The following is a 26,998-nucleotide window of genomic DNA, read 5'->3' on the forward strand; positions in this document are numbered from 1 at the left end:
GATTCATTCATAGTCATTTTTTATGCCAACATTCTAAAACACTTCAATGTTTTTTAAAATAAAAAAAATAAAAACTTAGTCGATTGTGTGGTTTCTCAATTAGCTTTTGAATATCTTAAGGAGAAAACGATATGAGTGACGTAAGCAAAAATATTAAGACACTGCGCAAGAAAAACGGATGGAGCCAAAGACAAGCTGCAGAACAACTAAACATCTCAGTTCCAGCCTTCTCTAAAATAGAAACCGGAATCACCGACTTAAACATCTCCAGACTGAACCAAATTGCACGACTATTTAAGGTAAGCCCAATGCAACTCATGGCAGTAGATGAAGATCCACAAGTATTACATGCCTTAAATGTAGGACAGTTAAAAAAACAAATTGCCAAAAAAGAAGCAGAGGTGATTCAACTTCAAGATGAAATCATAGCGCTCTTCGAAAGAATTAGAACCAGGAAAAAAGGTGGTTAAGGCAAAATTATCAGACTGTTGTATTTACTCAAATACAACAGTTTTGTTCTTATACACAAACACCCGATCATTCAACACTAGATGTAAGGCTTTTGCCAATACCGATGTCTCAATCTCCTTCCCGGATTTCACCATATCCGCAGCAGTAAAAGAATGATTCACCGGAATAATCTGCTGCGCGATAATTGGCCCCTCATCCAAATCATTCGTTACAAAATGTGCTGTTGCGCCAATCAGCTTCACCCCTCTTTCAAAAGCTTGCTTATAAGGTCTTGCCCCAGCAAATGCCGGTAGGAAAGAGTGATGGATGTTGACCACCTTATTGGGGAAGTTGGCCACAAACTGAGGCGAAAGGATACGCATAAACTTAGCCAACACAATATAATCAGGCTGATACGCTTTGATTTTAAAGATAATATCCCGCTCAGACACCGCCTTGTCCTCATGATAAGGAATCAGAAAAAACGGAATATCAAACCGATCGCAGATCTTTTGAAGCACACTATGGTTACCAATTACACAAAGCACAGTGGCTCCCAACGTACCGAAATTATTCCGGATCAGAATATCAGCCAAACAATGGTACTCCTTAGTCACCATCACTACGATCTTTTTATCAGGAACAGGGTTCACGCTAATCATTGCCCCTTCAGGCAAAATCTGCTTCAGACTCAACTCCAATGGGATTTCATCCGCAATACCATCCACTTCCAAACGCATAAAGAAGCGATCTTCCGCTTTATCTACATGCTCGCGCATAGAAATGATGTTAAGCTCTGCTTCGGATAATATTCTGGAAATGTCTGCAACCAGGCCTACCCGGTCCTTGCATTGGATAATGATAATCATTAGGATATCGCGCTAAATTAAAAAAGCAAGATAGCAATATCCTTTAATGATTAACAAGAAATAGCTATTCGAAATAATTTAGGGTTTTAAAACCACCTTCTTTTAGGTATTCGTCTTTCTTCATCAGGTGTAAATCCGACTGAATCATATCTTGCACCAATGCAGGTAAGTCATACTTAGGTTTCCAACCCAATTTGGTATTGGCCTTAGTTGGATCACCCAATAAAAGATCAACTTCTGTAGGACGGAAATATTTTTCATCCACCTGTACTACAACAGTACCCGGTTTTAAGTTTGCATCATTTAAGCCAAGCTTCGCAACCATTTCCTGATCAACATCAATGATCACTCCGCGTTCGTGCTCATCCTTACCACTAAACTCAACTTCTATGCCCAGCTCCGCAAAACTCATTTTCACAAAGTCTCTAACCGTAGTGGTGATCCCGGTAGCAATCACATAATCTTCAGGCTGTTCTTGTTGAAGAATCAACCACATCGCTTCGATATAGTCTTTAGCATGGCCCCAATCTCTTTGCGCAGAAAGGTTACCCAGATACAAGCAATTTTGTAGACCCAAAGCTATTTTACAAGCTGCCCTGGTAATTTTACGCGTTACAAAAGTCTCCCCTCTAAGCGGACTTTCGTGGTTAAACAAAATCCCGTTACAAGCATACATTTTATAAGCTTCCCTGTAGTTTACTGTAATCCAGTACCCATACATTTTGGCCACTGCATAAGGAGAACGCGGATAGAAAGGCGTAGATTCACTTTGTGGAACCGCCTGTACCAATCCGTACAACTCAGAAGTTGAAGCCTGGTAGATCTTTGTTTTTTTCTCCATTCCCAAAATCCGTATCGCCTCCAATAACCTTAAAGTACCAATACCATCCGCATTAGCGGTATATTCAGGCATTTCAAAGCTCACATGAACGTGGCTCATCGCGGCAAGGTTATAGATTTCGTCCGGTTGAGTTTCCTGGATAATGCGAATTAAATTGGTCGAATCGGTCAAATCACCATAATGCAATTTCATTTTCACACCTTGCTCATGCTGGTCCTGATACAAATGATCGATCCGATCCGTATTAAATGACGAAGATCTACGCTTTAAACCATGTACAAAATACCCTTTTTTCAGCAAAAATTCCGCTAAATATGCACCATCCTGTCCCGTAATACCGGTTATTAAAGCTACTTTCATCAATATATGTCTTTTAATTTGCAGGCGTAAACATACGAAATAATTTAATTTCCCTACAAGCGAGCGTCAGCAAACTTGCGGTCAATAAAAGATTTTGTATCAAAAATAATGGCTCCATTCTGCTTATAGCTGGCATAATCCAGATTCAGGAACTCGTTATGCGCAACAGCGATGATGATTGCTTTATAATTTTTTTCGTCTAAGTTTTGCTTTAAGGTAATGCCATACTCCTCATGCACCTCCTCGGCAATGGCCCAGGGATCATACACATGAACATCCATTCCAAATTGCTGCAACTCCGTATAAATGTCGACCACTTTAGTATTTCTCACATCGGGACAATTTTCCTTAAAAGCAAAACCCAGAATAAGCGCTTTCTCCCCTTTTACAGAGGAACCATTCGCAATCAGCATTTTTACGACTTTACTTGCCACAAAAACACCCATATTTTCGTTCACCCGTCTTCCCGACAGGATTACTTGCGGCGTATAGCCTAATGCATTTGACTTATAAGCGAGATAATATGGGTCGACACCAATGCAATGTCCACCTACCAATCCTGGTTTATATTTTAAAAAATTCCATTTCGTTCCCGCAGCAGCGATCACATCAGCCGTATCAATCTCCATTTTATCGAAAATCAAAGCCAACTCGTTTACGAAAGAAATATTCACATCGCGCTGCGCGTTTTCTATCGCCTTTGAAGCTTCCGCTACTTTAATGCTTGGCGCTTTATGTGTACCCGCAGTAATGATACTAGAATACAGTCCGTCGATCCAATCCGCCACTTCAGGTGTAGAACCAGAGGTCACTTTCATAATTTTAGTCAGCGTATTCACTTTATCCCCTGGATTGATCCTTTCTGGCGAATAACCACAGTAAAAGTCAACGTTATATTTTAATCCTGAATATTTTTCCAATACAGGGACACAATCCTCTTCGGTGCAGCCCGGATAAACGGTAGATTCGTAAATCACGATATCACCTTTGGACAGATATTTCCCCAACATTTCTGTCGCAGCTAGAAGCGGCTTTAAATCCGGAGACTTAAATTGATCGATAGGCGTGGGTACCGTAACGATATATACATTGCAGTCTTGTAACAGACTTACATCCGAAGAAAGCGCAAGTCCATTGCCCAAAACATCCTTTAAGGCACCTAAGTCGGCCTCTTTAGTAATGTCTCTATTTGCCGAAAGGTCTGTTATCCGGGTCTCATTGATATCAAAACCAAGGACTTGATATTGTTTGGCAAACTCGATGGCTAAAGGTAATCCAACGTATCCTAAACCTATGATTGCAATGTGTGGCTTTTTTGCTGCTGACATGGCCGCAAACTTACGAAATAATTTAATTCACAAATGTTGCTAAAAACAATCGTTTTCAGGAAAGTAATCCCAAGCATCAACCGATTTCAGCAGTAAACAAACAAAATCGAGAATAAAAAATGTAAGACTAACGAAAATCAGTAAACAATTCAATATACAAACGGCGTTGTAAGCCTGCAAACGGAGCTTTCAGGTATAATAATGAATAGGGGACAAATATGGAATAAGTAGCTAGTAAGTTGTGGGTTGCTTTACCCTTGGTTTACTATAGGGGTAAAGCAACCCTAAGCCAACCCTAAAGCAAGGGTAAAGCAACCCCTTATTCATTCCCAATTTTAGCCCTACTCATTCGCTATTCATAACGATGCCTCCCAACAACCTGATAAAATCTGACCTAAAGCTAAACGCACACCAAAAAAAGAATAAGCAATACTGGAAAGCTTCCCTTTTCGAAAAAAGTGGTTCGGAATTATAATCCTGAACTACTTCATCTGCCAGAAATTCTAGCAGATGAAGTAATTTCGAAAGAAATTTTATTTAAAAAACATGAGAAAAATATTTACTTTTTTAATCTTTACTTTAATTGCGCTCAATACTTTCGCACAAACTCCTCAAAAAATCAATTACCAGGCAGTGATCCGCAATGCTACCGGACAACCTGTACCCAGTCAGGCAGTAGGACTACGCCTCACGATACAAAACGGGCTGGCAGGTGCTGCCATTTATACGGAAACGCAATTGCCAACCACAAATGCTTTTGGATTGGTGAACCTGCAAATTGGAACCGGAACAGTAGTGACGGGTACCTTTTCACTCATCCCCTGGTCTACAGGTAATAAATATCTCAAAATCGAAGCAGATATTGCCGGCGGAACGGCTTATACCTTACTGGGTGTTGTCGAGCTGGTTAGTGTCCCTTATGCTTTAAACGCGTCGACTTCAATAACCAGCAACGATAACCGCTGGGCAGCTGCGGGCGCAAACATCCTGAACAACAATACCGGAGGTGTCGGAATCGGTCCCGGATCGGGCACATTCCCTGCAAATGATGCGGTATTGGACATCTGGTCTACCACCAAAGGTATCCTGATTCCAAGAGTAGCTTCAGCAACAGCGATCACTTCACCAAGTGATGGTTTACTGGTTTATCAGACCAACGCACCTAAAGGTTTCTATTATTCAAAAACAGGTGCATGGGTAAGACTTACCGATGCCAACGATGCTTCCGGTGGTTCTAATGGCGGTGCGATTATTCCCTTCTCATCAGGTGTTCCTGTAACCCTGACCACCATCGCAGGCGGACTTGCCGGTACACCGAGTTTTATCGGTTTTGGCAGCAGTGCACCCAGCCCTTCTGTACTTGGTTCGACAATTGATCTGACGGGCGCAGCAGGTACACCGTTGAACTTTGCCTTTTCTATGCCAAGAAGCGGGACGATAAAAAGCATGTCTGCCTACTTTAGCACTACAGCCGCATTAGCGCTGATCGGCTCAACGGTGACCATTACTGCACAGCTTTATTCCAGTACGAGCCCCGACAACAGCTTTACCGCTGTTCCAGGCGCATCGGTTACTTTAGCCCCTTCATTATCGGGTATCATTAGTATAGGTTCCATATCTAATGGAATTACAACTGGGCTCAACATTCCGGTAACGGCACAAACACGCTTTTTATTGGTGTTCTCTTCTTCAGCTGCAGGAATATCACTAATCACTACCGTAAATGGCTATGCCAGTGCCGGATTAAGTATTGAGTAAACAAGTTAAGCAGATCACTAAACATATTATTATGAGATACCTCAAAACAATTATATTGTTGTGGGTTTCGATTTTGGCTTGCCTGACAGCAAATGCTCAATCTGCGAATAGCCATACAACCAGTGCCGGGGGCGGTAGCGTATCGCTGCCCGGAGGGAACACGCTGGGTTTCACCATTGGAGAGCCTTTTATCAGCACCATCGGAACAAACCCGCAGTTCACACAGGGCTTACATCAAACCTTATTGTCTTTTTCAGTAACAGATGTGAACTCTCCAAATGTAATCACGGCTTACAAAGAAGGCGGAGTGGTTCTTGTCACGGTTAACTTTAATCAGCCTGTTCTTGTAACGGGCATACCTGAACTCGCGCTGAATAGTGGAGGAAAAGCCCTTTATACATCAGGATCAGGAACCACCGTGCTTACCTTCACTTATACCGTAGCTGCAGGAGAAAACTCCACAGATCTGGACTATAGTGCTATCGGGTCATTAACCCTGGCTGGTGGAAGTACCATTCAAAATAGTCTTGGTGCAAATGCGCCCCTGACCTTACCGGTTCCGGGTGCTGCTGGCTCTTTGGCTGCAAATAAAGACATCATAATTGATACTCAGGCACCGACGCAAACGATCGCTACTGCTCTATTTTCCAATGACGCGAATGCATCTGGCACTTATTTCCTTACCAATACAGCTAATCAAACTGTTTCGGGCACTTTAAGTGCCAATCTTGTGGCCGGAGAAATTGTAGAAGTATCGTTTAACAATGGTACAAGCTATGCACCGGCAACAATCACTGCAGGAGATAATGCCTGGTCAATAGCCACAACATTAACCGCCAGCAATACCCTAAAGGTTAGAGTTGTTGACGCTTTGGGTAATACCGGAACGGAATACTCAAAGGGATATGTATATGACATCGTCCCTCCGACAGCAACCCTGGCTCTCGCGAGTTCTGCCTTAAAGATCGGATCAACTCCTTTGCTGACGATTACCTTCAGCGAAGCGGTGACTAATTTTGCTAATGCTGATCTGACCATTATGAATGGTACCTTAACAGCTGTCACCACTGGTGATGCTGGAGTTACCTGGACGGCCACATTTACCCCGACCAATAACTTTACAAGTCTGGTTAATTCCATCACACTGGATAAAGAAGGTTTAACGGATCTTGCCGGAAATGCCGGAGCAGGAACATCAGCTACGGCCAATTATACAATTGACACACAAGCACCAACACTTTCTTCGGTAGCTATTGTTTCTGACAATGTCGTTTCTACACGCGCTAAAGTTGGTAACACTGCAACATTAACCTTTACAGCAAGTGAAACCATACAGACACCAACAGTTACCATCGCTGGTCATGTGGTTGTTCCAACTGCTACAGGAAATAACTGGACTGCAACCTACACTTTTGTATCTGGTGATACAGAAGGACTGGTGGCTTACAACATCGCCTTCAGTGATCTTGCCAGCAATGCAGGTACAGCCGTTACAACAGGCACAGGATCTGTAACTTTTGATAAAACGGCTCCTACATTAAGTGCAGTAAATATTGCGTCTAACAATGCTACACCTACACTGGCGAAAGTCGGAGATGTAGCTACGCTTACTTTCACTTCAAGCAAAACGGTACAAACACCAACAGTTACCATCGCCGGTCATGCGGTTACACCGATAGCTGTTGGCAACAACTGGACGGCAACTTATACTTTTGTATCAGGCGATACAGAAGGACTGGCAGCTTACAATATTGCTTTCAGTGATCTTACTGGTAATGCCGGTACAGCGGTTACTACAGGTACAGGATCTGTAACGCTTGATAAAACTGTTCCTACCTTAAGCGCAGTAAACATTGTTTCTAACAATACAGTACCTACACTTGCTAAAGTTGCCAATACGGCTACGATTACTTTCACTGCAAGTGAGGCTTTAAAAACTCCGGTAGTTACTATCGCTGGACATGTGGTTACACCGACAGCAGCGGGCAACAACTGGACCGCAACTTATACTTTTGTATCGGGTGATGCAGAAGGGCTGATTACTTACAACATCGCTTTCAGCGATCTTGCCGGCAATGCGGGTACAGCCATTACCACCGGTACAGGATCTGTAACCTTTGATAAAACAGTGCCTACCTTAAGTGCAGTGAACATTGTTTCTGACAATGTCGTTTCTACACGTGCTAAAGTTGGTAACACTGCAACATTAACCTTTACAGCAAGTGAAAGCGTACAGACACCAGTAGTAACCATCGCTGGTCATGCTGTTGCTCCAACAGTAGCAGGAAATAACTGGACTGCAACCTACACTTTTGTATCTGGTGATGCAGAAGGACTGGTGGCTTACAACATCGCCTTCAGTGATCTTGCCAGCAATGCAGGTACAGCCGTTACAACAGGTACAGGATCTGTAACTTTTGATAAAACAGCGCCTACCTTAACTGCAGTAAATATTGTGTCTAACAATGCAGTACCTACACTTGCGAAAGTCGGAGATGTAGCTACGCTTACTTTCACATCAAGCAAAACGGTACAAACACCAACGGTAACCATCGCTGGTCATGCGGTTACACCAACTGCTACGGGCAACAACTGGACAGCAACTTATACTTTTGTATCTGGTGATACAGAAGGACAGGTTGCTTACAACATTGCTTTCAGTGACTTGACAGGAAATGTGGGTAGTCCGGTTTCCAACGGTTCTGGCTCAGTTGCTTTTGATCAGACTGCTCCTGTAGTTCCTGCAGGTTTAGCAGCAACATCTGGTGATACACAGATCATCCCTAACTGGACTGCTAACACAGAAACTGACCTTTCGAAATACAGAATTACGTATGGAACAAACCCTGCTTCACTTACTTCAACAGTAGACGTTACAGCAGGAACTACAACCTATACAAATACGGGATTAACAAACGGTACTACCTATTATTACCAGATTCAGGCGCTTGACCAGGCAGGAAACATCAGTATCGCAAGTGCTAATGTATCTGCCATTCCAAAAGCCAATCAGAGCATCACTTTCAATGCGATCGCTTTGAAAACTTATGGTGATCCAACATTCCAGCTTGGAAATGTAAATTCATCAGGAGGTCTTCCGGTAACTTATATTGCGACCGATCCTACAGTGGTTTCTATTGTTGGTAATGTGGCTACAATCCTGAAATCAGGAAATACGGTCATCACCGCAAGTCAGGCTGGAACGACCAGCTTCAATGCTGCAGCAAATGTTCAGCAGACGCTAACGGTAACTCAGAAGGTATTGACCATAACAGCCAATAATCGCATTAAAATCTATGGTGATGCAGTTACTTTCACAGGAAATGAGTACACTTCAGTCGGCCTGTCAAATGCCGATGCGATTACTTCGGTAAGTTTTAGCTCTACTGGTGCAGCAGCAACGGCAACGGTTGCAGGTTCAACCTATCCGATTGTAGCTTCGGCAGCAACGGGTACAGGGTTAAATAACTATAGCATCACTTACCTGAACGGCGCATTGACTGTTACCAGAAAAGCTTTAACCATTACTGCGGATGCTAAAGAAAAATTCCTAGGTGCGGTAAATCCAGTGTTGACAGTGACTTACACTGGGCTTACGAATGGGGAGACCAATGCTATATTGACTACTCAGCCAACGATCACAACTACTGCGCTTACAGGCAGTCCAATCGGAGATTACCCAATCACGGTCAACGGGGCAGCGGCGGCCAACTATGCCATCAGCTATGCCACTGGCAACCTGAAAATAAAATCAGGAATACCTACAAGCATTACGCTTGCAGCAATAACCTTATATGAAAACAGTGCTTCAGGAACAAATGCAGGTACGCTAAGCAGCACCTCTGATGATCCTTCGGTTACTGCGTTTACCTATACATTGGTGGCTGGCACAGGTGATACCGACAATGCCTTATTTGGTATCGCCGGAAATAAGCTAAACACCAATGCAGTACTGGATTACGAAAACAAAGCTGTTTACAAAGTAAGGCTGCGTTCAACTACTCAATACGGTCAGTCGCTGGATAAGGAGTTGAGCATTACTTTAAGTGATGTAAATGAAATCCCGACACTTGCTGCCATCAGCAATCAGGCAATCTGCTTTACCACAGCAGGACAAACTGTTGCCTTAACAGGTATCAGTGCTGGCCCTGAAACGGCACAGAGTACAGGTTTAACGGTTAGCAGCAACAACCCTAACCTCTTTGATGCCTTAGGAGTTACGGGCACTGGAGCTACGGCAACGATTAACTACCGGATTAAAGCCGGCGCTATAGCCGGGACAGCTACCGTAACAGTAACCGTAAAAGACAATGGTGGTACAGCCAATGGTGGTGTAGATACTTACAGCAGAACTTTTACCATCACAGTAAATGCTTTACCTGTTATTTCTATCAACAGTGACAAAGGCATACAGATCAGTAAAGGAGAAAAGGTGTATTTAAATGCTACTGGTGGCACCAACTATGTTTGGGTAGCCAACAACAGTATCCAAAGCGGACACAATACGGCTACAATTTTGGTTAGACCAATGGAAACCACGACTTACACCGTAACGGCAAGCAATGCCAGCGGATGTTCGGAGACAAAAACCTTTACCCTTACTGTATTGGATGATGTGGCTAAAGTTAAAGCCATGAACATCATGTCGCCAAATGGTGATGGAGTGAATGACAAATGGTTGATTGACAATATTGATGCTTACCCTAACAATGAGGTGAAAGTATTTGACAAAGGCGGTCGTTTGATGTACAGTAAAAAAGGTTATGACAACAGCTGGGATGCCACCTTAAATGGTTTACCACTGGCCGAAGGCACTTACTATTACGTCATCGATTTTGGGCCAGATAGACCTAAAGTAAAAGGTTTTATAACGGTTACCAGACCAAGTTAATATCAGGCATGTCAATAACACGAAACTAAATAACACGCTCAGCAATAATACGATCGTCATGCTGAGTTCATCTCAGCATCTCTCAAGAGAAAGTTCCCCCTTTTATTGCGAGGTCCTGAGATAAACTCAGGATGACGAATCGTTTAAAAAAAACACATGAAAACAATATATAAGACAGCTCTACTATTGGCCTTCGTTGCAATGGCCACTTCGGTAAAAGCACAATTAAACCCGCTATCAGCGCAGTACTTTACCAATCAATATCTGATCAATCCAGCTTTTGCTGGTGCCGGACAAGGTTTAAAACTTAACGGTGCTTACCGCAAACTATGGAGCAATGTTCCAGGTTCTCCTCTAACCCAAAACCTAACTGCCGATTACGGTTTTAACAAAGTAGGTTTGGGTTTAGCTGTAAACAATGAAAGCGCAGGTTTGCAAAGAGAAACCCGCGTAGTAGGTAGTTATGCTTACCACTTGCCATTAAACGACAACGGACAACAGTTACACTTCGGGGTATCCTTAGGATTCATGAGTCAGCGATTGGAGAATGCTGATATTTATGGTAATCCTGCCGATCCGGGCGTAGCTCAATATAACGACCGCAAAACTTACCTGGATGGTGATTTCGGTGTCGCCTATACTTCAAACAAGCTAAATGTACAGGCTGCTATACCGAACCTTAAAAGAGTGTTGAAAAAAGATGACATTGAAACAGCTGATGTGGCTACATTTTACACCGCTGCAAGTTACCAGTTCAACCTGAGCACAGGTGCTGAAGGGGTAGATTTAGAGCCTAAAGTTGCTTACCGTGGCGTAAAAGGCTTTGACAATATCTTCGATGCTGGTGCACAACTGAGCATTGCAAACAAGCAGGTGATGTTGTTGGGTATGTACCACAGCACCAAAAATGCAACTTTCGGTTTAGGTATGGATTACAAAAAGAGATACCTGGTAAGTGGTACTTATACCACTCAGACTTCAGCATTGAGTAGCTATACTAATGGCAGCTTTGAATTGAACCTTAGGGTAAATTTAAGCAAGTAAAATGAAGGTCTGATTATCCTAACGGATGATCAGACCTTTTTCTTTTGAAAATAAATTTGCGGGCTGGCTCCTACTCTCTTTTTAAACTCAGTAAAAAAGGTGCTTTTAGAAGAAAAGCCCGCATGACGTCCCACCCCCTCCATACTGTATTGGCCCATGTTGACCTGATCAGCGAAATGTTTAAGGACATAATTGATCCGGTAACGGTTGATAAAACTGTTGAAATTTTCGCTAAAATATTCATTCAACAGGTATGACAGTTCGTGCGGCTTAATCTTAAAATGGGAAGCGAGTTGTTGGAGCGTGAGCTTCTTTTGCAGATAGGGCTCAAACACCTCCATGCTGATCAGCATACTTTCCCGCGACAATTGCTGATCTAATACCTTTTGATCTTTCGTCTTATTGATCATCTTTTGAAGTGTGGCATCCTTAAGATTCAAAAAAGATGCTGCAACCGACAAAGGAATGCGCTCGACATGATCTGGAAATGCTTTCAGAAAATAAGCATATTTATCCGCTAAGCTCCCCATCCGAATAAAGATAGAGCGGTAATGCGCCTGTGTGTAGTACAATTCCAGGATCTTACGAAAAAGCGCATTCATTTCCGGATATCGATCATACAAGCCATGGAAATAAGTGGAACACATGGCCAATAAATGAGAATCTTCCTCGGCCTTCACATCTTCAACGCAGGGCTTATCCCCGTACATCCCTTCTATAGCAGAAAGAAACTCTCCATCTACCGTAATGAAACTGGTAACCGTTTCTTTTTCATTGCTCACCTGTCCGCAGACGACACCTTTTAACACAAAATAAACATGCGTACTCAGCTCTCCTTTCCGCATCAGGTACTCATTTTTCTTTAAAGAAATTTCGAAACTATTATCCGAAAAGTCCTGAATTAATTCATCGCTTAAAGGATGAAAAGAAGAGAATTGTTCGATAACAGCATTTACGGCGGGAGAGTTAGATAGCGTTAAGGGCATAATTATATACGATTAAGTATCGGAATAAAATCACAGGTTAAATTAAAGCGTCTTGCTGTTTAAAACAAGAATAACTTTCATGCGAAACTAAAAACATTTCGCTAAGCTAACATATTAATGCTAAACTAGAAATGAAATGACACCTATTATTCGCGTTACTTAACTGAAGGAACATACTTTTATGTGATCGATTTTGGTTCGGATAAACCTAAAGGAAAAGGTTTTGTTACGATCATCAAAACAAATTAGTAATATTACGTCAGAAAATACTACGGACGTAAATCCAACATAACGTAAATGAGTTGATCATCAATAATACGGTCGTCATCCTGAATTTATTTCAGGATCTCTCAAGAGGAAATCCGCCCTTCTATTGCGAGATCCTGAAATAAATTCAGGATGACGAATTGCTTAAATAACCATTAAAAATTATAACCAATTAGACACAAACACCACAAAAAATATATGAAGACAATATTTAAAACAGCTCTGCTATTTGCCTTCGCTGCAATGGCGACTTCGGTAAAAGCACAATTAAACCCGCTATCAGCGCAGTACTTTACCAACCAGTACTTAATCAATCCAGCTTTTGCTGGTGCGGGACAAGGTTTGAAATTAAACGGTGCCTACCGCAAACTATGGAGCAATGTTCCAGGCTCACCTTTAACCCAAAACTTAACTGCCGATTACGGTTTTAACAAAGTAGGTTTGGGTTTAGCTGTAAACAATGAAAGTGCAGGTTTGCAAAGAGAAACCCGTGTAGTAGGTAGTTATGCTTACCACTTGCCATTAAATGACAACGGACACCAGTTACACTTCGGGGTGTCGTTAGGCTTTATGAGTCAGCGATTGGAGAATGCTGATATTTATGGTAATCCGGCCGATCCGAGCGTAGGTCAATACAACGACCGCAAAACTTACCTGGATGGTGATTTCGGTGTCGCCTATACTTCAAACAAGCTAAATGTACAGGCTGCGATACCGAATCTTAAACGTGTATTGAAAAAAGATGATATTGAAACGGCCGACGTGGCTACATTTTACACAGCAGCAAGTTACCAGATCAACCTAAGCACAGGTGCTGAGGGTGCAGATTTAGAGCCTAAAGTGGCTTACCGTGGTGTAAAAGGCTTTGACAATATCTTCGATGCTGGTGCACAACTGAGCATTGCCAACAAGCAGGTAATGTTGCTGGGTATGTACCACAGTACCAAAAATGCAACTTTCGGTTTAGGTATGGATTACAAGAAGAAATACCTGGTTAGTGGTACTTATACCACCCAGACTTCGGCATTGAGTAGCTATACCAATGGTAGTTTTGAATTGAACCTTAGAGTAAATTTAACGAAGTAATAGCCATTACATATTGCAAAACATTATTGCAAATGCCCCTGTGAAATAATCACAGGGGCATTTGTTTTTATGCGTATCGTCATCCTGAGTTTATCTCAGGACCTCGCACTGGCTAATCAGAACCTGCATAAGCGAGATCCTGAGATAAACTCTGGATGACGACCGATTTAGGACAGCGGATTCAGGATGACGATGCGCTTTATTTGTAATTGTAATCAACCACAACACCATCAATCAGCATTTGCTTGTCTTTAACTTGTACCTTTTTCCCTGCAGGAACACAAATCAATACCACGGATTGCTGTGCAGGAATAATCACTTTAGCGCCCTTAGCTAAATTACGCGCGATAAAGCGCTGCGCCACGGCATCATAAACATCCGTTTTCCCTTTAGCGCCCTTTGGCACCTTAAACAAAATGGCTTTAGCCGATTGATAAGGATTATAAAACAAATAAGTTGGATAAGCTTTTTGGCGATAAAAATCAGTAGCCAGCAAGTCTAGCCCAAGTATTCCTTTAACCTCAGTCTCCTTCACAATACCTCCAAAAATACCAGCATGTGCACTACCATATACGCTGAACTGCGAAACTTCAGGATTTTTACCTGGCACCCATTTCGGTCCATCGCCCTGCGCTACCGGTGCTTTTAAAGTTTGATACAGCGTATCGAAAGTAGAGGCTTTGGCAAAGCCTTCGTAAGCAATTACCCCTTTTGTTACACCTGCAAGTGCGGGTATGGTTTGATGCGCTGTTGGCATATACTGCGGATAAAATAACCGGGAAGCATTAACGGCATTCAACATCCATTTGCCTATTGCATTGGCATATTCTGTTTTATACCGAACCATGGGCACCAATGGCCATGCGGCATCAAATGTGTTCATTAAAAAAGCGTAACCGCCATGATCAACGGTACTGCCAACTGTTCCAGAAATGTCGTAGCCATTCCAGTTGCCCACTAAAAAGCCCCAGCCTTCGCGACAAACAGCAGTCCCATCAAAAGTCCAGTCCAGCATTTTTCCAGTATCAAAAGTAGTCCCCTGCTCTGCGTTTATCCTTGCCGCAAAATAGGCACCAAAAGGCATCAACAACTCATAGGTAGGGTTAATTTTCTGGCTCTCTAATGCTTTCATCGCACTGATTGCCCCCTTTAAATAGCGTGGATCACCAAACTTTTTATAGGCCGAATACAATACATAGGCGTGTCCGGCCGCAGCATCAGGTTGCGCACAAATCTGGTTAGTCATCGGCTTCATTTGTCCATAATCGAAATAGGAGTAATTGTAATTGCCATTTAAGATAGAATCCGCTTTATAAAATTTCTCGGCTATACTTCTGGCCATCCGCTCAAACTCGGGCTCTGCCGAGTACTTATCATAGATGGCATAAAACAACACATTTGGATATACATCATACCACCAGTCCCTACCATAACCACCACCCAGCAGGGCCACTTCTGGCGCGGTATTGTTCATCATAATATCCCAACCGTTATCCTTATTGAAGTAGTTTTTGAGCATCCCCACATAGTTGAATGCTTGTTTACTTTTATCCAAACCAACCAATGTAGCGCCCAAAACGGAGCCCATATTGGCCAGCGACTCATGGAACATTCCTTTGTTGTTTTGTGGTCCTTGCCTTACATCGCCAACCGCGGTATACATACCCAATGTCGGTTCGTTAAAATTCTTACCTGTGCTATCCATCCAAACCATTGGCCAGTATTCGCCTTTGGCCTTAAAATCATATATGGTACGGTCAAAATCAAGCGCCATCGCTTTCCAGTCGATGATTTGTAAGGGCTTAGGCAAATCTGCCATCAAAGCCACGCGGCCAATAGGAACTTGTTTAACCTGAGCATAGCAAAGCGCAACAATAAATAAGGAAAGGAAGGTAAGTCGTACGGTCAGTTTAAATCTCATCATTATGGTGTTCAAAATATATCAAAAATAACTTCAGGTATTGTAGGTTGTTACACGACCGAATGGCTAGGGTTAACCACACTGGCCAGACTTTTTTCTTCAAGTTCTAGTTCTTCGTTCATAATTTTCCCTTGTTTAAGGATTCCCTTGGCTACCCAATAAGAGCTCAACTGCAATACAGCTACAATAATGATGGCATAACGCAGGGCGATTTCATTGGAGAAAAAATAGGCAAGCAGTAAAAATGTTCCAGCACCGGTTAAGCGACCGATATATAAACCTGCTTCATGGTTTAGGATATACGCAAACTCACTTCTTTTCTCCTTTTTAGTCAAAATATCGATCACGCTAAACTGGATAGGGAAATAAGCAAGGTCTAACAGTGGTTTGGCCAGCAACAGGAACAACATAAATAAAATCACTCCCGTTTCATTGAACAAAATCCCGTTGACAAGGGCTGCAATGGTAAATAACACCAATCCAGTTCCAAACACATAAATTCTATGCTCTGGTCTGGTATTACGACCAATGATATACATCAGTATGGCTGCAAATATAGCCCCTACAGATTGAGCTGTCCCCAATGCACCTTCTTTCCCTAACAGCAACATGATCAGCATTGCCGGTGCAGTAACCAGGAAGCCTTGTACCAAGCCCTTTAATACGGCCAGGAACATTAACCTGTACCAATAAGGATCAAACTTAAAGTAGATAAACTTCTTGTTGAGCGGATTGCTGAACTTGCCGGTAAAGCACATAATAGAGGCTCCAATGGTTACGACCAATACGATGCCGGTCACAATTTTATAAGCCAATTTCGCGTCACCAGTTCCTGCAAAACTCTCTATAAACCAGCCAATCATCACCGGAATGACTACGGCAATAATGGTATAAAAAAAGGTTTCTAGTCCATAGTAGTAATTACGATTGCTGTCGTTGGTGGTGGCCAGAGCCAGAAAATCCCTATTAGCCCAGTAAAACCCGAAGGACATCCCCATCACAATACCAGCAATCGCAATTCCGGTAATATCCAGCGTGGTTAGGGACATCATGATGATCATAGAAATCCCACTCAGCACCATCCCCAAAGAATACAGCACCTTAATTGGAAAGCGGTTTAGCAGCCAGCCATTGATTAAGAACGTTAAAGGGATTCCGGTGTAAATAGTTAATTGATAAACCACCACCTTCACCGGATCGTTGGAACTACGCATCACATAGGCCGCCACAAAAATATCAATCACCGGCAACACAATGCTATAGATCAGATTGGTTAGGGTAAGCACTTTAAAATTGTGCGACTGCGCTTTAAAATGCGCTATTTCTGTTTTTAATTTACTAATCATGAGGGATAGGTTAGGGAGGTCAGAATTTCAGCAATTGAAAATTTAGCAGCACATACAAACTCATCCGCAGCCCCATAATAAATGGTCAGTTCATCATCATTAACCACATGACCATTGGTAAACACTACCTGACCAAAGAAACCGGTTAACTCGTAATCTGCGGTGGGCACCATAATGGGTTCTCCGGATCTGGCGAGTACAATAGAAGGATCGTTAAGGTCTAGTAAAAAAGCACCCAGACAGTACCTGTGGGCTTTGTTTGCGCCATGGTAAATCTCGAGCCAACCCTTTTCTGTTTTTATGGGCGCAGCCCCCGCGCCTACCCTTGCACTGTCCCAGCTGTCCTTTCGGGTGGTAATGATGCATTTGTGCTTACCCCAATGGATGCCATCGGGAGATTCGGCAATCCAAATGTAATTACCCCCAATATCAACGCTACTTGGACGGTGCAGGGCGTAAAATTTGCCGTTTACCTTTTCTTCGAAAATGGCGCAATCTTTATTGTGCGGCGGAATGATCATCCCCTCTGACTCAAAGCTCTTCCAATCTTTTGTTTTACGTAAACCCACCCCAACGCCTTGTTCTGAAACGGCGGTATAGGTAAGGTAATAGGTTCCATCCAGCAGGGCTACGCGGCAATCTTCGACTCCGAAGGCTTCCTGGCCAGTTTGGCCTTGTAATAAGGGATAACCTTTCGGCTCGTGAAAGCTGATCCCATCATCGCTGCAAAGCAGTCGCAAATGAGACAGCGTGGTTAAATAATCTACGCCTTTATAATTAATTACCCTCGGATCGCTGGCATTCAGTTCAGGATCACTAGCTGATATTTCTATAATTTCAATGCCATCTCCTTTCAATACCGGAAAGGAGATGATCCCTTCTTGCTGCGCGGGTCTTTCAGCCACACGCACCAGCAACCAGGTTTTTCCTTGAAAGGTAAAAACCCCAGGATTTAACAGGCAGACAATTTCTAATCCTGCTCTGCTCGGTTTCAGGTCCTTTGGTGAGAGTAAAGGATTTTGTATAAATCTTTGCGCTTGATCTTTCATAAGTAAGAAGGGTATTAATAACCTGGATTTGGCGTTAAAGTTCCGGCAGAGGCATCAATTTCATTCTGAGGAATTGGATACAAATAATGTTTATCCAAAAAGTTCTTCCCCTGTGCCGTTAAGACTGCCTTTGCTATTTTCCATCTCTTCAAATCCAGCAACCTTTGAGATTCAAATCCAAGTTCTACTCTTCTCTCCGAAATTAGCCAGCCTTTTATCACCTCCTTATTTGTAGAAGCGGGTCTATCCGGCAAAGTCCCCACTGGTGGTATTGTTCCGGTAGCGGTAACCGTAGTTCTAGCTCTTGCCCTAATTCTATTGATAATGGCAATTGCTTCCGGATAACTTGCTTTTTCATTATACGCTTCAGCTTTCCAAAGCAATACATCGGCAAAACGGATATATACTTTATTGGTTGGCGCATCATCATTCCCCTTATTTCCCCCGTTTAGCGTGCCCAGCATTTTATTTACATTTTGATTGGGAACATCCACGGTATAGAGTTTCCTGGGATCATTCGGTTCAAAAGCATTCAGGAAGTCGGTGCTTGGTGCAAAAAATCCCCAGCCTAGCGGTGCACAGATTCCATTTCCATTTCTTGGGTTCTGATCACTGATATGATCATAAGAAAAAATCACTTCATCATCCGTAAACTCTTTAGCCGTGCTAAAGCTGTCAAAGTAATTGGCATTTAGATTATAGAAATGCAATCCCTCCAATTCTGTCACCAGCGTAATTACATCATCCCACTTTTCTGTATACAGTGCGGATTTTGCTTGCAATGCGATCACTGCACCTTTAGACACTCTCCACTTTTGAGTAGCAGAGCTGAACTTAGTATTTGGCAACATGGCCTTTGCAAGCACCAAATCGGACTTAATTCTATCCCAAACTACTGTTTTATTTGCTCTCACAGCCACTTTAAAGGCCTCCTGAAAACTTTTAACCGTCTCCGTAATTAATGGTACATCACCAAAATTAGTCACCAGCGAAAAATAATAATAAGACCTTAAGAAATAGGCTTCGGCCAACAACTGATTTTTTCTGGCTGTCGTAATTCCCGTAATTGCCTCAATATCTGTTTTAGTAAGCAAGCCAATAGCGATATTTAATCTTTTAATTCCTTCATAATCATACTTCCATAAGCCATTTGGGCCGCCATTGCTAGATGTAAAAGTGAAGTTATTGATATCGTCCATCCATGGCTGATCACCATCGGGATTCCATTTTTTTTCCATGTCATCAGAAGCGATATCCTGCATGATATAATCATTCTGAAAAACCAATCCACCATTCCAATCCCATTCCGCTAATAAATTGAGTCGGTTTGAAAGCAGCAGATAAGAAGAATTGACAGAATTCTCTACCGTATTTAACGTAGGTGTAGAATTTGCCTTTTCTAATGTTGTTAAGCCAATAGCTTCTGTAGTAAGTGTTTTTTTACAGCCGGCTAAAGTAGCGAGAGCAAACAGCACACCTATTATTGATAAATTTTTCATAACAAATATTTTTAAGATGGTGTTTAAAGTTTAATTTTTAACCCAAGAATGAATGCCTTAGACTGCGGATAAGTACCTTTATCAATCAAGGATGTTGATTCAGGATCAAGCCCTGTATAATCCGTAACAGTAAGCAGATTCTGCCCTGAAGCAAAAACACGTAAGTTTTTCAACTTTATTTTTGCAACATTAAAAGTATACCCAACTTCAATATTTTTCAGTCTTAAATAAGAAGCATCCTCTACAAAAACACTCGAAACCTCACTTCCGCCATTGCCACTTGATGTTACCCGAGGGGTGGTATTACTCGTACCCTCACCATGCCAGCTATCCAATACGGAAACCATTGAATTAAAAGGGCGAGTATCATAATTTAAAATCTGTTTTAAGTCATTGTAGGTATCGACATCATTAACCCCCTGAAATAAAAACGAGAAATCAAATCTTTGATAGGATGCGGAAAATGCCAGGCCATAAGTGAGGTTAGGAATAGGACTACCAACAAAGGCTCTGTCGTCATCATTAACCTGCCCATCATTATTGAGATCCTTAAACCTAATATCACCAGGTAACCTCCCATTAACGTTCGTAAATAAATGACTGCTTACTTCTGCTGCATTTTGATAAATACCGTCGAAAACTCTACCATAATAGGAGTTGATTGGCTGTCCCACTTCAGTTTTAGTATGCGTCTTACCGTCTGCAATGTTCTTTACAAACTCATAGAGCTTGTCTACTCTATTGGTTAATGTGGCAAAATTGGCATTTACATTATACTTAAATTTATGGTCATTGTTCTGAAAGTTCAATCCAAATTCAAAGCCTCTATTGCTCACCTCACCAGCATTAACATAAGTCCTGTCGATTATCCCTACAGCAACCGCAGGTAGTTCTACCGTTAATAGAATATCCGTCGTTTTTTTAATAAAGTAATCCGCCGAAAAAGACAATTTATTTTTCAAAAGCCCCATATCTAATCCAATATTAGTTTGGGTAGTTGTTTCCCATTTGATATCTGGATTACCATATCTCACTACATTTACAACACCTCCTGCTTCTGAAACAATGTTTTCATAGGCATTATTTGGAATTTCCTGGTTACCTAGTTTACCCCAACTTCCTCGCAGTTTTAAGTTACTCATCCAGTCTACATCCTTCATAAATGCTTCATTGGAAATTAACCAACCTGCAGAAACAGAAGGAAAGTATCCCCATTTATTATTCGGACCAAAACGCGATGACCCGTCAGCCCTAAATGTTGCCGAAGCATAATACCTGTTGTCATAACCATAGGTAGCTGAACCAAAGAAAGACACCAGATTAAAGCTACTTGCGCTTCCTGCACTACGCGCATTGGTTAAACTACCATAATCAAGGTACTGGAACTCCGGACTTGTATTGTCGAAATTTTGCCTGCTCCCACCTATTCCAGAAGATTTATTGCTAATATTTTCGGTACCTAACAGTAGGTTAAGCGTATGTTTTTCATTTAACGTTTTTAAATAATTTAAGGTATTGGTAAAAGTAAAAGCCATCACCTCGCCTCTGTTTTCATCCAGATTATTGGGCCTATTGTTACGCCCCATGCCCGGATAAAGCTCATTAGGATCGTTGTCATTGTCGTCGCCAAAATTCTTAGCAAAGTTCTTATTGTGTGAGAAACTGATATCAACCCCAACATTCGATCTGAATTTCAGCGATTTATCACTTAAGAAATTATATTCAGCGTATATATTTCCGAAGGTTTGAAAGGTTTTCCGCTTATCATTTGTAAAGTGAACAATGGCAATCGGGTTTGAACTAAACTCAAAATTTTGATCCCAACCAGTTGGATGAATGTTATTCTTATAAAAAGGTAAGTCTGTGAATGGATCATCAGCCGACCAAGTCGGGTCGGAAGGATTTTTATACACACCTAAAACAGGCGGCCTGATTAAGGCATGACGAATGATTCCCGGGACATCTCCACTAGATGACAGTTTATCCTGTTTCGTATAAGCCAGCTGCACATTCGCTCCAACTTTAAAACGATCAGTTACATCGGCATTAATATTTGTCCTGAAATTAAATCGTTCGTACTTATCGTGATTTTCAACAACAATACCGTCTTGATTAAAGTAACCAGTTGAGATTAAATATTGTACTTTTTCTGAACCGCCATCAACAGAAAGCTGAAGACTTTTGGAGTGCCCAGTCTCAAACAGTTCGTCCAGCCAATCTGTGTTAGCCAGATCTGTTCTACTCCTTGCTAGCTCATATGGACTAACAGCCGTAGGAGAATTATTTAAACCATTGTGCCAGGCCCTATCTTTAACCGTCAAATATTGATCGGTATTTAACAGCTTGGGCAAATTGGTTGCCCGATAAAACCCTGAGAAATATTCGGCATTGACATTCGATTGGCCTTTTTGACCGCTATTTGTGGTAATGATAACGACACCACTGGCTGCTCTCGAACCATAAATTGCACTGGCAGCAGCATCTTTCAGCACGGTCATGGATTTAATATCAGCTGGGTTCAAAAAGGAGATGTCTCGAGTAGGTGCACCATCCACAATGTATAACGCCTCATTATTCCCAAGTGTTCCCTCTCCCCTGATCCGGACCTTTATCCCATCACCTGGCGCACCAGTATTGGCAGCAACGAATACACCCGCAACCTGGCCCTGAAGGGCTTGAGCTACATCTGCAACACGGGTTTTTGCTAAATCATTCATATCAACGGTAGCGACAGCTCCCGAGATGGAAGCCTTACGTTGTGAGGTATATCCAACTACAATCACTTCATTTAAATCAGAACTACTGGGTTTCATCCCCGTATTGATAATCGCGTTTCCCGTATAAGTTATGGTTACCGGCGTATAACCTACATAATTAAACACCAATGACTTCCCGCCTGCATCCAAAAGGACAATAGTATAATTACCATTTGCGTCAGTAGCGGTCTTGTTCTGTGTATTGAGTTGCTGAACAACAACCCCAGGGAAAGGCTGATTATTTTCATCAGTAACCTTTCCACTTAATTTTTGCTGGGCAAAGGCGGTAAAGCCTGATAGTACTATGGCTAGTACCACACCCAGAGAGAAGAGTAGATTTCTTTTCATCTGTAATTATATTTGGTTAGAACAAATTTAGACGGGGCCCGTCCAGAAGTAGTGCACTATAGTTACATTTTAGTTCACTATAATTACAAAGAGCTGGTATTTTCCTCATATTGCTGCTGCCGATACTCATTTGGTGCGCAATGGTAAATCTTTTTAAACTCCCTGAAAAAGTACGATTTGTTATTAAAACCCGTACGGTAAAAAATCTCAGAAACGGTATATTGGGAAGTGATCAGCATATCTGCCGCATGCTTTAACCGTATCCTTTTGATAAACTCTGCAGGTGTCATTCCAGCCAGCGATTTTAACCGCCTATACAATTGCATCTTACTAATCGACAATGCACCTTCTATCGTGGCCGAATTCAGCTCTGGCTCATCCAAATTACGCTCGATCACCTTTAACAGGCTTTCTAAGAATTTTTTATCTGTATCTGCAATATCCGCATCCATAAACTGAGTGGTAATATGCTGATCCTTGATCAGGCTTTGCATTCGGTTTCGGTAATCTAGTAGTTTACGAATTCTGACAAGCAGGTAATTAATCTGAAAAGGCTTAGGGATATAGGCGTCAGCACCCAATTCATAACCCTCCGCTTTATTGTCCTCAGAACCTCTTGCCGATAGAATCACAAAAGGAATCTGTGCCCATGCAGGCGTTTGTTTGGCTACCCGACACAGCTCTAACCCATTCATATCGGGCATCATCACATCGCTGATGATCAAATCAGGCAATGATTTTTGTAAAAATGCCTGTGCTTCCAGTCCTGTACCAGCCTCGTAAATCACATATTGGTCTTTCAATACATTTTTAATCAAGTACCGCAGCTCCGGTTCGTCTTCCACCAATAAGATACTGGGCTTATCCGATCGCTGTAGATCATCAATCAGGCTATTTTTATTTTCTGACTCGGCAGTACGCATTTCTGGCTGCTCGTAAACCTGTACCAATGATTCGTACAAGGTCGAAGGCGCAGAAGTAATCACCTTTGCATCCTGATCTTCAGCGGTTGCCAACTGTACTTTTACCCTAAAATCGATCCAGTCATCTTGCAACGTTGCTTTAATATCCGCCCCCATTAGGGTAACCAGCTCTTTGGTAAAGGCCAAACCTATACCGGTGCTAAACTTTTCCGTTTGCTGCTCATTGCTGACATAGAACTTATTGAAGATCTGCTCTAGATGCTCCGGTTTCAAGGTACATCCAGAATTGGAAACACTGACCTCCAGAATACTGAAAGCAGGGTTGAAGACTACATTGAACTTAATTGTTTCAGCAGGACCAGCGTGTTTAAAGGCATTAGACAATAAGTTAAACTGAATCTTTTCAAACTTATCCTTATCTATAAAACCCGCAATCCCCTCCTGAATCGTCCTAATGTATTTTTGATTGTTTTTTTCACTTGCCGGGACAAATAGTTCTGAAAGACTATCCAACATCTTGCTGATGTCTACATAATCATCATTCTTTTTTAGGTAGCCCGCCTCGGCCTTCCTAAACTCCAGCAATTGCTGCACCAGATAGGTTAACCGGGCAGTGTGCTGATGAACGATAGAAATGAAATAGTTGTTCTCTTTATTTTTAAGGAGTTCGGACTTCTTATTCTGTAAAAAGTGCTCCACAGAGCCCATGATCATCGTTAATGGGGTCTGGATTTCATGAGCGATATTGGTGAAGAAATTTAAACGTTGCTGATGCTCCTCTTCATCCTTTTCCCTCAACAGATGCTCCATCTGCAATTGATATTTCATCTGCAGCTTGTTTTTCCGATACACGTGAAAAGCATAACCCGAAGCTCCGAGCACCAGGATATAGGCCAATAAAGCCGGATAGGTTAACCAAAAGTATTGCTCGACATGCAGTTTAAATACGCTTATGCCCTCAGTCCAAACCCCTTCGCCATTACTCCATCGTACCTGAAGCGTATAATTGCCCGGTGGCACATTGTTGTATATGATTGTACCAACAGCCCCTGAATAGCTCCATGTTTTATCCAGCCCCACTAGCCTATAAGCAAGCTCATTCTTGGCTTCATTCAAATAGCTCATCGGCTTTAAACTCAACTGGAAGAAATTGCTTTTACGGGCTAAAGTGTACTCGGGAATAATGGATCGAGTAGTTTTTAGCACCTGCAATCTATTCTCATCCAGATTTTTGCCACCCATCTGGATGCCTGAAATCAATAAATTAGGTTGCAATTTATTCCCAGTAATCCGTTCAGGAACGAAGTAATTAAAACCGTATATCCCCCCAAAAAAGAGTAATCCTTTTGACGATTTCCAAACTGCCCCATCACTAAACTCATTACTTTGTAAGCCATCACTCTCCCTAAAATTGGCCACGGCATCATTATCGGGGTTTAACCGGGCCAGGCCTCTATTTGTACTGACCCAAATGCTACCCGAATTGGCCCCTTCAATGGCATGTATGGTATTATTTGGCAGTCCCTCGTTCATCGTAAACTGCTTAAATTTAGGCTTATCCTTTAGAGACTCCTCATAGCTTAGCATATTTAAACCATAGCTGGTACCTATCCACAGTCTTTTCTTCCTATCCTTATATAGCGACAGCACATCATTATTAGAGAGGCCATTTGACGAGGAAGTTGCTTTAAAGGTTTTAAACCTGCCTGTTTGCTTGTTCAATACACTTAATCCGCCATATCGGCAAGCAATCCAAAGATTCCCATCATCGCCGTTGCTCAAAGCATAAATAATATCATTGGCAGGGCCGTTCTCTGTCCCTGAAAGATATTGTCGGAAGGACGTTACACTCAAAACACCTTGCCTGTTTTTGGCCAATTTTAAGTGGATCAGACCACTCCCACTTGTCCCAAGCCACAATGAACTATCCTTATCCTGCAAAATAGCATATACCGACCCGAAAGCTGGCAATTCGGCCGAGCCCGCGACATCCGACCAAGTCATGCTACGCTTGGCAGCTAAATCATAAATACCTATCCCTCGCCCATCCGTACCAATGTAGACATAAGGATCAGTGCCCTTTTTTAGGGCATAAACGGAGTTATTCTCCAATCCATTGCTTGCATTTAAGCCTTCTTTTGATGGCTGTAGATAGAACCGAGCCAGGAAATCTTTTAAGATCACAATTCCCTTGCCTTTGGTACCTACCCATAAATTCCCATCTACCTCAGCAAAAGCGCGCACAGGCTTATTCAAATCATTAAAATTGCTTTTATTGACAAGCCCAAAATAGTTGATCTTTGGGTAAATCTTAATTAATCCATTCCCATCTGTCCCAATCCACAATACACCGTCTTTTGCAGATTCAATCGTTGTTACCCTGGTACTGGCCAATTGCTTTACCTCTTCCAGCATCAGCGCAGCGGGTTTAAATTCATGATCTAATACGCCGATCCCTTGGCCCTCCCAACCTACAATGTAATTAGATTGGTAATATTGAATAGATTTAATGCCGCCCAGATTGTTGCTTAATTTTTGGGAAACAAACAGACGCTCATCTACAGTCCACAAATCTCCCCCCTCAACAGTATAAAAAACCCGGTTATTTGCCAGAAAGAAATTACTAATCGGCTTTTGCTGCTTTATCTTTTTGATCAGACTTAATCCTGATGGATTTGTTTTGCAGGCCATCAAGGTTCCATCATTTTGAAGAAACCACATCAATCCAGCGTCACTACTTTCCATTTTAATAAGCCGCTTATTCCCTGCCGGAGAAGGAATGCGCTTAAATTGATTTAACTGTGCATCAAACCTGCTTAAGCCATAGATTTTACTGTAACAAAAAACGGTTCCATCTTTAGCCACCGCCAATTCATATTCTTTTTCGGCAATACTTCTTTTTGTCGCCTGATTATAAAAATACTGATAAAACTTCCCAGTAATCTTCTCAAAACGGGTTATCCCACCTATGGTACTGATCCATATATTGGCACTTTTGTCTTCCTTAATGTCCTGGATCACATTGTTCCCAATACTACCAGCTGGATTTTCACTGTTGTAATTAAAAACGCTAAAATCCGTACCATCGTACATATTCAATCCATCCCAGGTGCCTACCCACAACAGCTGGTCCTTATCCTGAAAGACTACATTTACGGCACTATTTGACAAACCATTACGATTATCAAACTGCTGAAAATAAAACTGTAAAGGTTCCTTTCTCTCAAAGGCGTGGACGAATTGAGTCGTAAGAAGTAAAAGAATCGTGAAATAAAG

Annotated in this window: 15 protein-coding genes; 5 read left to right on the plus strand and 10 right to left on the minus strand. The window is 42.0% G+C overall.

Annotation, left to right across the window (positions count from 1 at the left end; translation table 11 throughout):
- The first annotated feature begins 131 nt into the window (after positions 1-131).
- Complete coding sequence (locus EZ444_RS12490) at positions 132-470, plus strand: helix-turn-helix domain-containing protein (RefSeq protein WP_131609293.1); 339 nt, start codon at positions 132-134, stop codon at positions 468-470.
- Between the two features lie 24 nt (positions 471-494).
- On the opposite strand, the gene purU is transcribed toward EZ444_RS12490, so the two are convergent.
- The 3 genes from purU to EZ444_RS12505 all read right to left on the minus strand — a co-directional run bounded on the left by purU (position 495) and on the right by EZ444_RS12505 (position 3,848).
- Positions 495-1,319, minus strand: a complete 825-nt coding sequence (gene purU / locus EZ444_RS12495; protein WP_131609295.1) for a formyltetrahydrofolate deformylase — start codon at positions 1,317-1,319, stop codon at positions 495-497.
- Between the two features lie 64 nt (positions 1,320-1,383).
- Positions 1,384-2,520, minus strand: a complete 1,137-nt coding sequence (gene gmd, locus EZ444_RS12500) for a GDP-mannose 4,6-dehydratase (protein ID WP_131609297.1) — start codon at positions 2,518-2,520, stop codon at positions 1,384-1,386.
- A gap of 53 nt (positions 2,521-2,573) precedes the next feature.
- Positions 2,574-3,848: a nucleotide sugar dehydrogenase gene (locus tag EZ444_RS12505; protein WP_131609298.1), complete on the minus strand. Its 1,275-nt coding sequence runs from the start codon at positions 3,846-3,848 to the stop codon at positions 2,574-2,576.
- 546 nt (positions 3,849-4,394) lie between these two features.
- Between EZ444_RS12505 and EZ444_RS27805 the strand changes: the two genes are divergently transcribed.
- The 3 genes from EZ444_RS27805 to EZ444_RS12520 all read left to right on the plus strand — a co-directional run bounded on the left by EZ444_RS27805 (position 4,395) and on the right by EZ444_RS12520 (position 11,541).
- Positions 4,395-5,606 (plus strand): exosporium glycoprotein BclB-related protein, encoded by a 1,212-nt coding sequence (locus EZ444_RS27805; protein WP_131609300.1) that lies wholly within the window; start codon positions 4,395-4,397, stop codon positions 5,604-5,606.
- 31 nt (positions 5,607-5,637) lie between these two features.
- Positions 5,638-10,497 (plus strand): Ig-like domain-containing protein, encoded by a 4,860-nt coding sequence (locus tag EZ444_RS12515; RefSeq protein ID WP_131609302.1) that lies wholly within the window; start codon positions 5,638-5,640, stop codon positions 10,495-10,497.
- A 156-nt stretch (positions 10,498-10,653) separates the two neighbouring features.
- On the plus strand, positions 10,654-11,541 hold the full coding sequence (locus EZ444_RS12520) for a PorP/SprF family type IX secretion system membrane protein (protein WP_131609304.1): 888 nt from the start codon (positions 10,654-10,656) through the stop codon (positions 11,539-11,541).
- A gap of 29 nt (positions 11,542-11,570) precedes the next feature.
- Here EZ444_RS12520 and EZ444_RS12525 read toward each other — a convergent pair whose 3' ends face one another.
- Complete coding sequence (locus tag EZ444_RS12525) at positions 11,571-12,527, minus strand: helix-turn-helix domain-containing protein (protein ID WP_131609305.1); 957 nt, start codon at positions 12,525-12,527, stop codon at positions 11,571-11,573.
- A 465-nt stretch (positions 12,528-12,992) separates the two neighbouring features.
- Between EZ444_RS12525 and EZ444_RS12530 the strand changes: the two genes are divergently transcribed.
- On the plus strand, positions 12,993-13,880 hold the full coding sequence (locus tag EZ444_RS12530; protein WP_131609307.1) for a PorP/SprF family type IX secretion system membrane protein: 888 nt from the start codon (positions 12,993-12,995) through the stop codon (positions 13,878-13,880).
- Positions 13,881-14,079: 199 nt separating this feature from the next.
- On the opposite strand, the gene EZ444_RS12535 is transcribed toward EZ444_RS12530, so the two are convergent.
- The 6 genes from EZ444_RS12535 to EZ444_RS12560 all read right to left on the minus strand — a co-directional run bounded on the left by EZ444_RS12535 (position 14,080) and on the right by EZ444_RS12560 (position 26,893).
- Positions 14,080-15,804: a hypothetical protein gene (locus EZ444_RS12535; protein WP_225874715.1), complete on the minus strand. Its 1,725-nt coding sequence runs from the start codon at positions 15,802-15,804 to the stop codon at positions 14,080-14,082.
- Positions 15,805-15,851: 47 nt separating this feature from the next.
- The gene (locus EZ444_RS12540) at positions 15,852-17,147 is read right to left on the minus strand and encodes an MFS transporter (protein ID WP_131609308.1); all 1,296 of its coding nucleotides are present in this window, start codon (positions 17,145-17,147) and stop codon (positions 15,852-15,854) included.
- On the minus strand, positions 17,144-18,196 hold the full coding sequence (locus EZ444_RS12545) for a glycoside hydrolase family 130 protein (protein WP_131609310.1): 1,053 nt from the start codon (positions 18,194-18,196) through the stop codon (positions 17,144-17,146). Before EZ444_RS12545 ends, EZ444_RS12540 begins: the two co-directional genes overlap by 4 nt.
- A 14-nt stretch (positions 18,197-18,210) precedes the next feature.
- Positions 18,211-19,695 (minus strand): RagB/SusD family nutrient uptake outer membrane protein, encoded by a 1,485-nt coding sequence (locus EZ444_RS12550; RefSeq protein ID WP_131609312.1) that lies wholly within the window; start codon positions 19,693-19,695, stop codon positions 18,211-18,213.
- Positions 19,696-19,718: 23 nt separating this feature from the next.
- Positions 19,719-22,799, minus strand: coding sequence for a SusC/RagA family TonB-linked outer membrane protein (locus EZ444_RS12555; RefSeq protein WP_131609314.1), 3,081 nt, complete (start codon positions 22,797-22,799; stop codon positions 19,719-19,721).
- Between the two features lie 83 nt (positions 22,800-22,882).
- On the minus strand, positions 22,883-26,893 hold the full coding sequence (locus tag EZ444_RS12560; protein ID WP_262711258.1) for a two-component regulator propeller domain-containing protein: 4,011 nt from the start codon (positions 26,891-26,893) through the stop codon (positions 22,883-22,885).
- Between the last annotated feature and the right edge of the window lie 105 nt (positions 26,894-26,998).

The organism is Pedobacter hiemivivus (assembly GCF_004331685.1).
In the GTDB taxonomy this organism is placed as follows: domain Bacteria; phylum Bacteroidota; class Bacteroidia; order Sphingobacteriales; family Sphingobacteriaceae; genus Pedobacter; species Pedobacter hiemivivus.